Origin of the sequence: Colwellia sp. BRX10-3 (genome assembly GCF_014077505.1) — a bacterium.
Classification (GTDB): Bacteria; Pseudomonadota; Gammaproteobacteria; order Enterobacterales; family Alteromonadaceae; genus Cognaticolwellia.
In genome coordinates this window covers 1-15165 of sequence record NZ_JACGWA010000024.1, presented here as the reverse complement: position 1 = coordinate 15165, position 15165 = coordinate 1, and the positions used below count along the sequence as shown (strand labels likewise).

Below are 15165 nucleotides of genomic sequence, written 5' to 3'. Positions count from 1 at the left end.
TAGTCAGAAATACATCGCGTTTTACAATCAAGAACGATTACATTCAAGTTTAGGTTATACAACGCCTGAAAAATATGAGAAATTAGGACTTTGAAATGTGTCTACGAAAGTGGTGTAAGATCACTCCGTTCAACATTTTAGCCAACAATAAATCTCCCCTTAGCGGGGCGTTAGCAGTTTAAAGTTACATATGAGGTAGCTGAAAATGCTGAACATTTCTGATTATATTTTAGAGGGATTTAGACAATGAAGAGAATTCTCGCTGCTTTTTTTGGAATCTACTTACTGTATGGTGTGATTTTAAGTTTATCCACTGGTAAGGCGCAAGGCTTAGCTAACCACGCAACAGCTAGTGGACGTATGGTGGATAGAGAAACAGCTTTCATTGAATTCACTGTATGCGTGTTTTTAGATTTTATCGGTGGCATATGGGCTTTGAAAATAGGGTTTAGTAACAAAGAGCAAGATAATAACTAGTTATCGAAGTATCCAAATTATGTTGTCTACAACAATAGTTTTAATGTGGTGGTTAGTTAAACAGCTAACAAGAACTTCAAACGGAAAAAATACAGTTGGCTGTTTTCACTCCGTTCAACATTTTAGCCAACTATATTTTTCCGCTTAAGTAGGCGTTAGGCTTATAAATCAAACTATCAAGGATCGATTATGAAAAAGGTATTATCAACTTTAACGGTACTATTACTTGCAGGATGTTCTACAAATCCGAACAGCATGCGAAGTAACTCACCAGATGTTATTCATTCAAGTGTAAAAAGCTCTAAAGAAATTGCAATTTGTATTGCTGATAAATGGGAAACATTTGGAGTTGTTAATCAAAGAGAAATATCTGGCGGTTTTTCATTAACAGCTAGTTTGTCTGGAAATTTACATTATCTTGCAGATATTAAATCTAATGGTGATGCCACAGTAACCAAAGCATATAAATTTATGGCAATGAGTGTAGGCGCTGATCCATATTTTAAAGCAATCTCGGATTGCCAAATATAAGCCTAACAAGGTGCTTAAACGGAAAAATAACAGTTGGCCATCGCTTCGCGATTATATCCAACTATTATTTTCCGCTTAGCAAAGCGTTATGTGAATTGCCAAAGTCTAGTTATGGAGTCAAATGTTTTCATTATTCATTAACAAAATTAGATTCCATTTAATTTGTTACTTCTCAAAACATATTTGTCCAAGTCAATTTTCATTGAGCTCAGATGAAGCTAAAAAAAATGACTTTTATGAAGTTCATATTTATATACCCAAAGCAACTAATGAAGATATTTCTCAAATCCCTGAAAACAATCGTGGAGCATTAAAAATAAAATTTGAATTTATGCCCACGAAAAATGGGAAAAGATGGGGGGGGATTTTAGCTGGAGTGAAAAAAAGTCGTGAAGATGTTGAGTGGCAACCGACAATCTTGTCAGCTGATTTTTTAAAATACTCACGAATAGATGTAAATTTTTATTTTGGGTACTGGAATGTAAGAGAGCAAAAATGCTCATTATTTACTTTAACTAGGTTGTATCTATTAAGAAAAGTTAAACTGATATACTTAGAGATCCTTTTTAATAAATTAGAAAACTTTATAAATAAGCATCGTGTTTATAGAAAAATAAGAAGTCCTCTTAGATCCAAGTTTGAAATTTATGAAGCTCTAATGAATAGTGATGACTTTTTACGTAAAGGCACTTTCAAAAAAAGTGAGCTTTCCAAGCTCATTTTTGGGAACCACTACGTAGGTAAGTTTGAAATTTACCAGAAAGTTTCACAATCACTGGATTGGATTTTGGATTCATGTGTAGAAGATAAAGAAATCCAGAAGATTTCTGCAAACCAAGAACATGATCCATTATATAAAATGAAAGGAAATGGGATTCATTATTTCACTTTAACAAAAGAGAAATTAGCGAATGCTGAGAATAATAGAATAATTCAGCGGCGACAAGTTAGCTTGCAACGGTGGATGGCTTTCTTAACATTCTTACTGGTCATTGGTACATTCTTAACGGCTGTGGATAAAATTGATGCGGCCAGAGAATACTTAGCACCTTTGTTAACTTATTGTAATCAGGTGTTAAACTATATTGGCGCAATATTCACATAACAAGAACTTCAAACGGAAAAAATACAGTTGGCTGTTTTCACTCCGTTCACTTATTTTAGCCAACTATATTTTTCCGCTTAAGTAGGCGTTAGTACTCTATGAAGAAATTATCTAGCTATTGTGTCATCGCATTTTTAAGTTTTGGGGTCTTGGCTCTTTTTTGGGCTGGATATTCTCTAGGCACCACTACTTATGACTTCTGGAAAAATGGCGTTGAAAAACAAGCCAAAGTGATTAGCTTTGATCATGTAAGCGGTTCAGCCAAAGGCGGTAATTCATACTATTACAATTTGGAAATAGACGGTCATATTTTCATTGAAAAGTTTCCTTTTAAACTCAAGGAAAAGTCTAGCTATTCTGTTTTGTATTTACTGGATAAACAGGAAGCTATATTGGGGCAGTCAGATGATGGCCTCTTTAAAATATATACTGCACAAATCGGTTCTAAATTTATGGCACTGTTAACAATCGCAATGTTTATTTTTATGCCTTTTGGGTGTTATAAAATGTATTCCGAGTTACTATCAAAAAAAGACGATTTGTGGCGCAACGAGTACTAACAAGGCATTCAAACGGAAAATTTACAGTTGGCTGTTTTTCGTTCCTCAAACATTTTAGCCAACTATAATTTTCCGCTTAATGCGGCGTTAGGCGTACATCCCCCCTCATATATTGGAGAATTAAAATGGATAGGGAATTTCCTGAGTTATTAAAGCAACTGCATTCTATTGAAATAGACTATAACGATGGGGAAGGAATTGATTTCGAACCATTTGATTCTTTTTACTCTAAAAGCGAAACCACAGAATGGATAAAAGCTTGGACGGGAAATAATGAAGTTGATGGGAATGATTTTCTAATTTTTGGTCAAGATGGAAGTGGTGGGTATGCTGCATTTTGGTGTGTAAAAGATAATTGCGACTTACTCCAACAGCCAATTGTGTTTTTTGGTTCTGAAGGGGAGTTAGGCATAATTGCTCAAACTTTTTATGATTATCTTTGGCTTTTTGCGAGAGGTGTAGGGCCATATGAAGCAACGGTTTATCCAGATGAGTCAGGAACTGAAAATCAATTATTTTTGGACTTTGCTGTTAAATATGCAAATTCACATGAAAGCTCTGCTTCTAATGTAATAAAGAGAGCAGCGTCTGAGTTTCCTGAATTTATAAGTAAAATTGAAAGTTTGTGCTAGGTCAGGTATCGCCTAACAAGGGTTTTCAAGTCGGACAAATTACAGTTGGCTGTTGTTCGTACCTCACACATTTTAGCCAACTGCAATTTGCCGCTTAAAACGGCGTTAGCAGGATCTAATCCTGAGCATGCCTTACTATTATGCAATCAATATTACTTAATCAGTTACGAAGGGAGCTTTAGAACGAATGTTTAAAACTGGCGATGAAATAATTCCTGTTTCCTTAGGTGGGACTAGCTATAAAGATGCCAAGCTTGTGATGAAAAGTAATGTTGCAGCAGTACTACCATCGTTAAAAAGCTACTTGTTCGAATTTTTTTTTCAAATATTGATATGGGGAGCATTATTCTTTATCACAAGTATTGTTCTGAGTGAAGAAAGCTCTGATGCAACTAATGTAATTATTACCCTTAGTATTATCTGTATTAGTTTTAGTGGAATTGTGCGTTTTATTTTTTATCGTATCCGAAAAACACACCATTTTGATAAAAAATTAGGTGTCTATTATGCTGGAAAAGTACTTAATACTAAATTGGCAATCAAGTTATCTGAAATTGCAATACTGCACCTGATAAGTAAAGAAATTTATTCATCAGGGAAAACGTATACAAGTTTTGAATTGAGTTTTTGCACCCTTGATAATCAACGGATAATAATAATGAACCATGGTGATAGATATGAAATCAAATCGGATGCCGATATTTTATCAAGATTTTTAGGAGTTCCCTGTGAAGATTTAAGAAAGGGTGCAATTTATGAGTAAAAACCTTGATATGTAAGTTGCGGTAATCCTGCTAACAAGGCATTCCAAAGGACTAAAAACAGCTGGCTATTGCTCGTGCCTCGCTTATTTTAGCCATCAATTTTTAGCCTCTTAATGAGGCGTTATACGTACAAGGGAGGTTTGCGCATGAATTTACAGTTTAAGTTAATAATATCTGCATTGATTAGTATTCTAGCCAATGGTTGTAGTTCTTATAGCACTGAAGATTATGGAGAAGCTGGTGTTAGTAGAAAAGCAGCTTCATGTGTAAATATGGAACCAGCTCAGGAGATGAAGTGTAAGGAAAGAGAAGAAAGCTTACTAATAGGGTTGGGTGCAGACGAAAATTGTAATCATCCATATGAGTATGAAAAAAACAGATGTAAAAGTGAACAAGCAAAGAAACAAAAGGCACTTGACGAATCACTTAAAAAACACAGCGGTAAATAGTACGTATAACAAGAATTTAAAGCAGGACAAAATAAAGTTGGCTGTTTTGTTCACTACGTTCATCTATTTTAGCCAACTCTATTTTGCCCCTTAAATGGGCGTTAGGTTTACAAGGAGTCTGCATCAATGGATGGAATAATACCTCTACTTTTTATGTTATTGATCCTTTCCATTTGTATTGGCACTATTGCTAGTATTGTTTTAGCCTTCATTAGTCGTAAACGAATATTTAAATCGCCAATTCCGCTATGGATTGCAACTGCAAACTGTATTCAGCTAGTAATAGCTGCACTGGTTGGTTATATGTCAAAAAGTACGGGAATCGGTTTAACTCCATCTTTAATTTTGGGCGGTATTTTATTGGTTTCTGTTTTTGTTACGGCAGTTGTTTCTAATAAATCAGATTTAAACAGTAGTGGTAAAGAAACCTAACAAGCTGTTAAACAAGGACAAAAAACAGTTGGTTTTTGCTCCTTCGTCGCTAATTTTAACCAACTATTTTATTGCCTGTTAATAGGGCGTTAGGGCTATAGGCCGACTTTAGGAGAAATTATGGATAATAGAGATGAATTAATACGTTTTACTAAAAAGGGAATTGGATTTCCGCTGGCAGGTTTGCTCGTAATTACCCTCCTTACTTTATTTGTAAATTTTTTGCCGCAGAGGCAGGCTTTAATTTGGGGAATAGTTGTAACGGGCAGTACTTTTCCAATAGCATTTTTCATCTCAAAGATATTCGATGTTAATCCATTTGCTAAATTGCCACCTTTAACAGACTTAGGGGCTATTCTAGCGTTAGCTCAATTCCTTTATTGGCCTGTGCTAATAATGGTATTACAACTTAATCCTAATTGGTTTCCTTTTGTTTTTTCAGTACTATTTGGTTCTCACTTTATTCCTTATGGTTGGCTATATAAAAGTACAGGGTATTATTTTATAGGTTTTAGTATGCCTATTATAGGATGCTTAATGGCTCTTGGAGGAAGTGAATTTTCGTACCTTTATACATTTGCTTCACTTATTCCTATATATGTAATAACTTGTGGTTTACTTTTTAAAGAAAACTCAACCTTCAAAGAAGCAGTAATATAGCCCTAACAAGGCGTTCAAACGGACAAAAAACAGTTGGCTGTTTCACTCCGCTCACAATTTTAGCTAACATTTTTTGCCCCTTAAATGGGCGTTATGTACTTTGAGCTAATAACTAGCTATCAACATATTGAAAGGAAAAGATTTATGTTAAGAAAACTGTTGGGGTTAGCTCCGAAGCTCGAATCGGATGGTTCATACTCTCCGTCAAAGATTGCTTTGAAACTAGCGACTTCTGATAAGACAGATTACAAAGAAGTTGCATATAGTCCGGTAAGTGGCTCAAGGCGAAAAGTCTTAGTCTTGGCGACCGAACAAAAGAATATGGAAATGAGAAATGGAAAGCTGTTTTCAACAGGTAATCACCCTGTTGAAACTCTGGTGCCCATGTTGCATCTTAGAAATGCAGGCTATGAGTTTGAGATAGCGACGCCTAGTGGTAAGCCTGCAATTATAGAAATGTGGGCGTTTCCCCAGGAAGATGAACATGTAAACTCTTTATATACTGAATATAAAAAGCAGTTTGAAAACCCGACTAGTCTAAATGCTCTCGTTACTAATGGACTGAATGCTGAAGAATATGCAGCAGTATTTGTTCCTGGCGGTCATGGTGCAATGTTAGGTCTGCCTGAAGATCAATCTGTTGCTTCTGTTCTAAATTGGGCGCATGACAACGATGTATTCACAATTTCCATCTGCCATGGTCCAGCTGCTTTCTTATCAACTTGCACGAGTGATTCTGAGTTCTTATATCAGGGTTATAAAATGGCTGTTTTTCCAGATTCAGTCGACGCACAAACACCTATGATTGGTTACTTACCGGGTAAGATGCCTTGGGGATTGAGTGAGAAGCTAAAAGGGCTTGGAGTTGTGTTGGCGAATAGTAAAGCAGACAATACTGTTTGTCGTGACCGTTTATTAATTACAGGAGCAAGCCCGTTAGCAGCGGATGCTCTAGGAAAATTAGCTGTAGAAACGTTAACTTCAGCACGTACATAACAAGTTACTCAAAAGGACGCAAAACGCTTAGCTTGTGCTCCTTCGTCGCTAATTTTAGCCAAGCATTTATGCGCCCATTAGTAAGGCGTTATGTTTTTCTCAAGGATTGGTTAATGAATCGAATTTTATTTTTTATAATTTTATCTTTTTTCTTTCACTCTGAAGTAACAGGAAAAGAGTTAAATCAATTCGAAAAGTTGGCTGTAAAATATGCTGAAGTGATAGGTGATGTTGAGCTGGGCAACGTTGCATTTTCTAAATTGAATAAGCGATGTAAAACAAAATTTGAAAACTCTTCTGAGTTTCTTTTTGAAGCGGATTATTATTTAAGAAAAAATACTGGTTATACGTTTGAAGAGTTTGTTCAATTCATGGGTCATGAAAAAGAAACAGACACTTTAGCTAACCAATTGGTAGAAGAGTTAATTCAACAAAATGGAGGTTGTAACACCACAGCACTTGAGCATTGGTTTAAATTTGTCACAAACTACAATGAAGAAAATCATCTGGTATTTTTAAGACAAAATAAAACACTGTTTGGTTTGCCTGAAGTTGTTAGAACCGACAATCAAATTGAAAAAGCATTTAATCAAAAAATAAAAGAATATAAAAATTTACCTTATAAAGAACTATTCGATTTGGCATCTGCTTTAGTGCATGGTTCATACAGTTATTCAATGTTTGGGCTTTCACAGTCAATAACAACAAATATAGAAAAATCTCTAGAACTATGGAGGTTTTCTATAGAGAAATTTAAAGAACCTCAAGCATATTATTATATAGGTAAGTTGCTTCAAAATAGCTCTACACGCGATGCTTTTAATGCATTTGAACAATCTGCGAAGCAAGGTTATAAGTACGGTGAAATATGGCTAGGCACTTATTATGCGTGTAATAAAGATACTATAAAGGCTCTGTATTGGTTAGACATAGCCAAGAAGGATTATAAAGATCCGGATTACATCGATGATATTTACGCTGAAATAGATGAGCTAGGTATGCCAACCAATTGTATGGATGGTTGGGTGTACTAAAACATAACAAGTATTTAAACAGGGACAAAAAACAGTTTGCTGTTTTCGTACCTCAACATTTTAGCAAACAATTTTTTGCCCATTATTAGGGCGTTATGTATCTAAAAGGATTTGAGTTTGCATAAGGATTACAGTACATATTCTCTAGATGAATTATATGATGTTGAAGAACATATTGATCAAGATGCATATCCTGATAGATATCAATTGTTGCTTGAACAAATAAAACTTAAAGAGTCTGTATCTCCAAAGCCCAATCCTGCAGCTAAAACTCCTGAAATAGTGAAAAAACCAAAGACTATATCAAGCCGAATTATTAGCATTTTTTTTGTAGCTGCTTTTTTAATTTATTCATTGGTTAACGGACAAATCGGTGCCAAAGGCAAAGTATTATCCATAACTGAATCTCCTGAAGTTTTTTGGGGCATAATAACAATGCTTATTTCGTTTGTTTTTTACGACTTATTCAAAATATATAAAATCAAAAGTGGTGTAAAAGATACATAACAAGAAGATTAAGCGGGACTGTGAACAGTTGGCTCGGTTCCGCTCGGCTTCACATTATAGCCAACTATATTTTTCCGCTTAAGTAGGCGTTAGAGAGCAATGCAAATTTTGAGTCTAGGCATCGTATGATAAACAAACTTGATAATTCGAATGTAGAAGTTGCTGGCCAAATTTTTGCAATATTTCAAAGCTCTTATAAAGTTGAAGCTCAACTTATTGATGTTCTTGATTTTCCGCCACTATCGCGAAGCGCTAAAAATATAGAAAGTTCAAAGTCACTATTCTATGGTTTTAGTGAAAATAAATGCCTCGCTGCAATTATAGAGATTTCTATAAATGGTAAGCTCTTAGAAATTGATAGTTTAACAGTTGATCCAAAGTATTTTAGGAAAGGCATCGCAGGAAAATTGATAAGCTTTATACTCGGCGCATTTGAGTTTTCAGAAGCAACTGTAGAAACAGCGGTTGTTAATGAACCAGCAATTAATTTATATAAGAAACATGGCTTTGTAGAATTTAAACGGTGGACTCCATCTCATGGCATTAAAAAACTGGCGATGTCGGTTAAAAATGCTCTCTAACAAGACATTCAAGCAGGACTTTTAACAGTTGGCTAGGTTCCGCTTCGCTACACATTTTAACCAACTATTAAAAGCCTCTTATTGGGGCGTTAGGCTTATTAGAATATTTAGCATTCATCATCATTAAAGGATTTAAAATGATCAAACTACTATTTATCTGTTTCACATTTTGTACGTTAAACGCTTTCGCAGATGAAGCTTATGACTCAGGCACCAGTAAGGATATCCATTCAATTTACTGGCTTAACAAAAATCAAGATGGTGCAATTGTCTATGCAAAACATCATGGGTTTATTGAATTAAGGAACTTTATTGATACCGCTATTCTTACAAGCCACCAATTGAAAAATAGCAAATTCAATACAGAGACGGCAGAACAACTTTTATTAATGTTGCCTGCTTCAAAAAAATGGCTAGTTGTTTACTTTAATGAAGATAAAATTTCATATAATGGGCAAACCTATTTAGTTGATTCAAACACTATAAAAGAAATAACTCAAATGAATATCTACCGAATAAATAAAGGTGATTTAATTTCTAGTCAGTTGTTAAGTAAGGCTAAAAAATTGTTTGGTTCGTCGTAAACAAGCCTAACAAGCCTAACAAGCCTAACAAGGCGTTCAAACGGACAAAAAACAGTTGGCTGTTTCACTTCGTTCACATTGTAGTCAATAATTCAGGTGTACATGGATAGTATGAATATCAAAAAATCAAAGTTAGAAATTGTCGGTATTACTCTTGTGCTACTTATGACTATTTTACAGGGCTTTTATGGAATCTTTGCGTATGTTGACCCATCAGCTTTCTCAAGTATAAGAGGAACTGAGTTGTTTTCTAATATGGATGCAGATTGGGTTAATATTTACGGTTCTCGCACTATTTTTATAGCGTTAATTTTTAGTTATCTCTTATATATTCGTCATTATTCAATCTTAATGTGGGGCGCTTTATTTGGTATTGTCATGCCCGTTACTGATGGTATTTTGGCATATCAAGCTGATGCCCCATTTAAAGTAGTTCTTAAGCATATTATTACCATTTTATATTTAGTAATAACGTTCTTTGTTTTAAACAAGCTTGTACGTAAAAAAGCCTAACAAGGCAATCAAGCAGGACTAAAAAAAGTTGGCTGCCGTTCGTGCCTCACTATTTTAGTCAACCATTTTAGCCTCTTATTGGGGCGCTATACATGGAAAGTTCAGTGCACGGAAGTCGGTTAGTTGCATTAATATGCGGAGTTATTCTTGGGGGAGTAATAATAGCTTTTCCAGATCAATTCTTATTTTCTAAAATAGTCCCTAATTCATTTTGGACTAAATATTTCCCATTACCGTTTGGTGCCGGATGGTTCATTTCATTCATTGTATTACTTCCAATAGCATTCACCAAAGCTCCACTTCTCTCAAACATTAAATGGGCTTTTACTAGCATATGCATTTCTATATTAGTATGTGTCCCTATCTCTGTCTTTATAGCTGAGGGCACGTTATCAATTAATAGCTTTATTAACCAATATATGTGGGTTAGTTTAATATGCATTCCACCATTTATAGTCCAAATATTATTAAGTTGTCTCAATGGGTGGCGTAAAAAAGTATAGCTAACAAGGCAATAAAGCAGGACTAAAAACAGTTTGCTCGGTTCCGCTTCGCTTCACATTTTAGCAAACAATTTTTTGCCGCTTAACGTGGCGTTAGCAACCAAATAGAAGGAAAATGAATTAATGTACAAATACCTATTATTGATTTTAGCTTTAGGAACATTGGTATCCTGTAGCGAAAATAACACTCAATCTAATGCAGTTGAACACCAATCTAGTATTGATTCAAATAGCCTAGAGATATCTTCATCTGTTAAATATGTGGAGGGTGTTGATTATGAAATAGTAGAAAATATTTCACTAAACGAAACTATAATTGAACCTTTTATTGTCGAATATTTCTGGTTTGGGTGTAGCCACTGCCAAAATTTAGAGCCACATATCAATAACTTCTCGGTTGAGAATAAAGTAAAATTAATTAAAAAACCTGCACCTTTAAAAGAAAGGTGGGTTATGGATGCTAGAGTATATTATGCTCTGAGCGAAACAGACAATATGGCCATGTATGATGATCTATTTAAGTTGTACACACAAATGACTAAACAAGGAAAACTCCTTGACACTAATGAGATAGTAAACTTTTTGAAACGTAAAAACATTGACATCAAGGCTTTCAATAAAGCAATGAATTCAGATAATGTCACCGCTAAAATCAAACAAAATCTTGAGGAAATGATACATAATAAATTGTCAGGTGTACCCAAACTAGTTATTAATGGTAAGTATCTAGCAAAGCCCACAGATAAAATTAAAACTAATCAAGACTATATGGATCTAATTAAGTTCTTATTGACGATAAAGTAATTGAGTAGCCTCATTTTAAAAGGCACGTTATGTGCCTTTGTTTGTAAAAAGAGCAATAAATGTCTATTTCTTAGCCTGTTGTAGCCTAGGCGAAGTAAAGACAGTCAAGTTGGGTGTGTATTGGTAGCTAACAAGTTGTTAAGCAAGGATAAAATACAGTTGGTTTTGCTCCTTCGTCACCAATTTTAACCAACTATATTATTGCCTGTTAACAGGGCGTTATGTGTATTGAGAGAGTTCAGTGTTTAAATTTCTACGGAAGAATAATTGTGAACAATGCCGATCTCATAGGAAGAAGCTGGTGAAAAATCCAAGTGAATTTTCTACCCTTGTTAAGCGCATCAAAGCAGAGGTGGCAAATGGAAATTTAATTGCTCTTCCACCAAACGATGATGGGTTCCAAGAAGAATTTCATTTAGTACCAAATAAAGCTCCATGGTCTGACATTGTTCTTAATTATTTTAAGTGTTCCAATTGCAATACTGGTTTTAAACTATTTGCAGATACGTATCATGGCAGTAGTAAAAATGGATGGTATTGTTGTAAATAATACACATAACAAGCTGTGCAAGCGTTATGTGCACAAGGAGTTCTATTGAATATTAGGCATATATATTTATACATTCTTTTATTAATGTGCTCTGCTTGCACTAAATCAGGGCAACTTTACTATGTTGATTCTGAAGGTAGCAAAAAACTTGGTTGTGATGTCGAGTTTATTGGTATGCCAAGTGTTGATAAATATGCTGTTGAGTATGCTTTGAGTTTATGCGCTAAAAGTATTGTTAAAAAAGGTGGTGCAATTCAAGAGGAATATCTGTTAAAAATAGATACTTCTATTCCATTACCACCTTGTGGCAAAATTTGGACTCATGAGTTAGCCAAGCAGCAGTTTATCTCTAAGCAAATATCTAAAAAAGAGTATGGTTATATTGTAGCTAATATTGATTTGGGTTTTTCAGCAATCAATGAATGCGCACATAACAAGAAAATCAACAAGGACACGTAACAGTTGGCTACGTTTCGCTACACAATTTTAGCCAACCATTACTTAGCCTGTTATTTGGGCGTTAGGTATTTCTGAGTTCAGTATTCAGTTGGTATATTTTCAATTATTTAAAGGGAATTAATTTTGAAGAATAATTTTGTACGGCGTATCTTAACTTCGGTATGTGTTTACATGGCTCTATACACAACTACGATAACTATTGCTAGCGCAGGAGAGTCTGAGGATTTCATTGATAAGCTGAAATCGCATTATTATAAAACATCTTCAATAACTACATTTTCGTTAGCCTACCGTTACTTGGGGCAAAGTGACGCTTACCAGTCATGGGATTATAAGGCACCAAGTCGATATCAGGCGTTCAAAATAACCGATATTGATCTTCGAAAAAAGCATTATGCTCAAAATGTAGTACATCATTTTACAGGTGGTCTTCTAGTCGATGAGGTACATTTTCAAAATGATAACGAAAGCTTACGTTATGAAAAAAATGGCATTTTTTTAGGTAAACGCGTTAGTAAACAAAATATGAATAGCTTTGAGCGCTACAAAAATCTTACATTAATGAATGTCGATTTTTTCGCGGTTAGACCACTCTTTGAAGAAACTGATGTCGGAACAAATATCAATATTCGACAGAGTAAATTATCAAAAGAAACTACCCTGACACATAAAACTCCTGATGATAAAATCATGGAATATGTTTTCAGCAATAGTCCGTTGCGCTTGTTGTCGATTAACAATAAATCGCGACGCCGTATTTATATTTATGATGACTATAAAACATCTAATGGCTTAACCTTCGCTCACTCATTAGTAAAATATTATAATGGTGACACAATACCAAGCTTTATCACACAAACAGATTCCTTCACAATTATTGATAAAATTGAACCAACTAAACTTAAACTGCTTGATGGATATGGTCCCATTATTTCTGATGGTCATATAAAACTTTTATCAACAGAAATTGCGCCAGATTTATATCTAATAGCTAACGCTTCAGCCAATCGCAACACGCTATTTAAAGTAAATGGCAATGAAGTTATGGTTTTTGGTGCACCTATTAATAGAAAACGATCTGAACAAACTATTGAACTAATCTTTGAACAATTTCCGCAAAAGAAAATTACTTCGGTATATGTTACTCATCCTTATAGCGATCATATTGCTGGCCTTACAACTTATGCAAAGTTAGGTGCGGTGATACGCGCAGATGCATACAGTATTGAAGCTATTAAAGCCTATCCACAATTTAAAGAGGATCTAGAGTTCTTTAAATTCCAAACAATTGCTGATGATGAATTGATTGATGGCGTGCGTTTTTATGTACTAGAAAACTCTCGTGCCAAGCGGCAAAGTTTTGCTTACTTTGAAAGCAATGGCATTCTCTATCAATCAGACTTTCTTGAAGTTCCTTTCGATAACACGATACCTAAAATACTGCCTAGTTATACTAAAACGTTTATTGATTTTATTCGAAGCAAACAACTTAAAATTGAGCGTATTGTAGGTCATCATAGTAATAACAATATTTCTATAGACGTTATTAATAAGCTGTATGATTCAAATAGAATGTAAAAGTATTAAAGTAGTGTTGGTATCAAATACCTAACAAGCAAATTAATCAGGACAAATAACAGTTGGTTTTTGCTCCTGCGTCGCTTATTTTAACCAACTGATATTTGCCCATTATTTGGCGTTAGGCTACTACTAATTTTCTGAGCATTTATAAAGGATTGTTATGCAAATCAAGCAAGTAATCATAATAACTATAATTTCTTCTTTTCTTTTGTCGTGTAAATCGACAGGTTCAATAAGAAAATCAACAAATTCACTTGAAGTAAAAGAAGTTACAGGGATAACTCAATACAAAAAAGGAAATTATAAAAAAGCATTTTATTTACTTAAGGAGCCCGCCGCTTGGGGATATAAAGGCTCGCAATATGTATTAGCTTATATGTTTTTAAAAGGTCAATATGTCGAGCAGTCAATTTTACTTGGAATGGGGTGGTTAGGTGTAGCCAAAGAGGCAAATGTTAAAGAATGGAATGAAGAGTATAAATCTTTTTATTCATATGCCACCGTTCAACAAAAACAAAATATAGATGAAATAGTCAATGAATATGTTAAAAAGTACGGGTTAAAGTCTCAACATGTAACTTGCCAAAAATCTATTAATACATCCTCAAATAGAGTAGATGTTAAATGTCATAAGTATGAAGGTCTCAGTACGTTATATGAGGTTGATATGGTTGAGTAGTAAGTAGCCTACAAACCATTCAAACAGGATAAATAACCGTTGGCTATTTGCTCCTTCGCCGCTTATTTTAGCCAACAATTAAAGCCCCTTATTGAGGCGTTATACTTACATGACAGGTTTGGAGTTTTATGAATAAATTATATGTCCTTTTAGTGACTTTCTTTTCTGCACCTTTATTTGCTAGTGAAGTGCCTCTAGTTGATAGAATGATGTCACTTGATACTCAAGTCTTTCAAGCTTTTAATAACTGCCAAAATCAAGATGAGTTAGATAAGCATGCGAGCTATTTTTCTAATGATGTAGAGTTTTATCATGATAATGGTGGCGTTACTTGGGATCGTAAGACAATGATTTCAAATACCAAAAAATTTGCTTGTGGAAACTTTACTCGTAAGCTTATCTCAACATCATTTAAAGCTTATCCAGTTAAGAATTTCGGGGCTATTACAGAAGGTGTCCATATTTTTTGTCAAAACAAAACACAAGAGTGCGAAGGTAAGGCAAATTTTGTTATGGTTTGGCGTAATATAGACAACAAGTGGGTCATTACTCGAGTCCTGAGTTATGGACATGGTAAAAATAGCTAAGGTACTTATAACAAGGCATAAAGCAGGACTAAAAACAGTTTACTCAGTTCCGCTGTGATCTTGTACCACTTTGGTAGACAGTTATTTATTTAATTGTTACCAAAGAGGTTAATCATGGGACATACAAGAAAGCGACATTACAACCAATATTCATTAGCGTTTAAACTTCATGCTATT

At 34.6% G+C, this 15165-nt stretch carries 23 protein-coding genes; 22 read left to right on the top strand and 1 reads right to left on the bottom strand.

From position 1 onward, the window contains the following. The first annotated feature begins 13 nt into the window (after window positions 1-13). From H4J38_RS17480 to H4J38_RS16670, 16 genes are all read left to right on the top strand, one after another. Window positions 14-94 carry a hypothetical protein gene (locus tag H4J38_RS17480; RefSeq protein WP_404842627.1) on the top strand — a complete coding sequence of 27 codons (81 nt, stop codon included), beginning with the start codon at window positions 14-16 and terminating at the stop codon, window positions 92-94. A 152-nt stretch (window positions 95-246) separates the two neighbouring features. Next, window positions 247-477, top strand: a complete 231-nt coding sequence (locus H4J38_RS16740) for a hypothetical protein (RefSeq protein WP_182133612.1) — start codon at window positions 247-249, stop codon at window positions 475-477. Between the two features lie 189 nt (window positions 478-666). After that, window positions 667-1008: a hypothetical protein gene (locus tag H4J38_RS16735; RefSeq protein WP_182133610.1), complete on the top strand. Its 342-nt coding sequence runs from the start codon at window positions 667-669 to the stop codon at window positions 1006-1008. 202 nt (window positions 1009-1210) lie between these two features. Further along, window positions 1211-2113, top strand: a complete 903-nt coding sequence (locus tag H4J38_RS16730; protein WP_220465597.1) for a hypothetical protein — start codon at window positions 1211-1213, stop codon at window positions 2111-2113. 98 nt (window positions 2114-2211) lie between these two features. Next, on the top strand, window positions 2212-2673 hold the full coding sequence (locus tag H4J38_RS16725) for an ABC transporter permease (RefSeq protein WP_182133606.1): 462 nt from the start codon (window positions 2212-2214) through the stop codon (window positions 2671-2673). A gap of 125 nt (window positions 2674-2798) precedes the next feature. After that, window positions 2799-3305 carry an SMI1/KNR4 family protein gene (locus tag H4J38_RS16720; protein ID WP_182133604.1) on the top strand — a complete coding sequence of 169 codons (507 nt, stop codon included), beginning with the start codon at window positions 2799-2801 and terminating at the stop codon, window positions 3303-3305. Window positions 3306-3492: 187 nt separating this feature from the next. Beyond that, on the top strand, window positions 3493-4068 hold the full coding sequence (locus H4J38_RS16715; protein ID WP_182133602.1) for a hypothetical protein: 576 nt from the start codon (window positions 3493-3495) through the stop codon (window positions 4066-4068). Between the two features lie 147 nt (window positions 4069-4215). Beyond that, on the top strand, window positions 4216-4518 hold the full coding sequence (locus H4J38_RS16710; RefSeq protein WP_108456089.1) for a hypothetical protein: 303 nt from the start codon (window positions 4216-4218) through the stop codon (window positions 4516-4518). A 126-nt stretch (window positions 4519-4644) separates the two neighbouring features. Continuing rightward, window positions 4645-4950 (top strand): hypothetical protein, encoded by a 306-nt coding sequence (locus H4J38_RS16705; protein WP_182133600.1) that lies wholly within the window; start codon window positions 4645-4647, stop codon window positions 4948-4950. A gap of 120 nt (window positions 4951-5070) precedes the next feature. Beyond that, on the top strand, window positions 5071-5610 hold the full coding sequence (locus tag H4J38_RS16700) for a DUF7010 family protein (protein WP_182133598.1): 540 nt from the start codon (window positions 5071-5073) through the stop codon (window positions 5608-5610). A gap of 144 nt (window positions 5611-5754) precedes the next feature. Beyond that, window positions 5755-6606, top strand: a complete 852-nt coding sequence (hchA, locus tag H4J38_RS16695) for a glyoxalase III HchA (protein WP_182133596.1) — start codon at window positions 5755-5757, stop codon at window positions 6604-6606. 113 nt (window positions 6607-6719) lie between these two features. Further along, window positions 6720-7640, top strand: a complete 921-nt coding sequence (locus H4J38_RS16690) for a hypothetical protein (protein WP_259365549.1) — start codon at window positions 6720-6722, stop codon at window positions 7638-7640. Between the two features lie 117 nt (window positions 7641-7757). Beyond that, on the top strand, window positions 7758-8147 hold the full coding sequence (locus H4J38_RS16685; RefSeq protein WP_182133594.1) for a hypothetical protein: 390 nt from the start codon (window positions 7758-7760) through the stop codon (window positions 8145-8147). A 125-nt stretch (window positions 8148-8272) separates the two neighbouring features. Next, window positions 8273-8728, top strand: a complete 456-nt coding sequence (locus H4J38_RS16680) for an N-acetyltransferase (protein ID WP_182133592.1) — start codon at window positions 8273-8275, stop codon at window positions 8726-8728. Between the two features lie 137 nt (window positions 8729-8865). Then, window positions 8866-9312, top strand: a complete 447-nt coding sequence (locus H4J38_RS16675) for a hypothetical protein (RefSeq protein ID WP_182133590.1) — start codon at window positions 8866-8868, stop codon at window positions 9310-9312. A 111-nt stretch (window positions 9313-9423) separates the two neighbouring features. After that, on the top strand, window positions 9424-9825 hold the full coding sequence (locus tag H4J38_RS16670) for a DUF4267 domain-containing protein (protein ID WP_259365548.1): 402 nt from the start codon (window positions 9424-9426) through the stop codon (window positions 9823-9825). Between the two features lie 175 nt (window positions 9826-10000). Here H4J38_RS16670 and H4J38_RS16665 read toward each other — a convergent pair whose 3' ends face one another. After that, window positions 10001-10159: a hypothetical protein gene (locus tag H4J38_RS16665; RefSeq protein WP_182133586.1), complete on the bottom strand. Its 159-nt coding sequence runs from the start codon at window positions 10157-10159 to the stop codon at window positions 10001-10003. 292 nt (window positions 10160-10451) lie between these two features. Here H4J38_RS16665 and H4J38_RS16660 point away from each other — a divergent pair, with 292 nt between their 5' ends. The 6 genes from H4J38_RS16660 (at window position 10452) to H4J38_RS16635 (ending at window position 14988) form a co-directional block, all read left to right on the top strand. Further along, window positions 10452-11132, top strand: coding sequence for a DsbA family protein (locus tag H4J38_RS16660; protein ID WP_182133584.1), 681 nt, complete (start codon window positions 10452-10454; stop codon window positions 11130-11132). Between the two features lie 301 nt (window positions 11133-11433). After that, window positions 11434-11682, top strand: coding sequence for a hypothetical protein (locus H4J38_RS16655; protein WP_182133582.1), 249 nt, complete (start codon window positions 11434-11436; stop codon window positions 11680-11682). A 45-nt stretch (window positions 11683-11727) separates the two neighbouring features. Further along, complete coding sequence (locus H4J38_RS16650) at window positions 11728-12141, top strand: hypothetical protein (RefSeq protein WP_182133580.1); 414 nt, start codon at window positions 11728-11730, stop codon at window positions 12139-12141. A 123-nt stretch (window positions 12142-12264) separates the two neighbouring features. Next, window positions 12265-13719: a hypothetical protein gene (locus tag H4J38_RS16645; protein WP_182133578.1), complete on the top strand. Its 1455-nt coding sequence runs from the start codon at window positions 12265-12267 to the stop codon at window positions 13717-13719. Between the two features lie 163 nt (window positions 13720-13882). Beyond that, complete coding sequence (locus H4J38_RS16640) at window positions 13883-14401, top strand: sel1 repeat family protein (RefSeq protein WP_182133576.1); 519 nt, start codon at window positions 13883-13885, stop codon at window positions 14399-14401. A gap of 128 nt (window positions 14402-14529) precedes the next feature. Then, the gene (locus H4J38_RS16635; RefSeq protein WP_182133574.1) at window positions 14530-14988 is read left to right on the top strand and encodes a nuclear transport factor 2 family protein; all 459 of its coding nucleotides are present in this window, start codon (window positions 14530-14532) and stop codon (window positions 14986-14988) included. The last annotated feature ends 177 nt before the right edge of the window (window positions 14989-15165 follow it).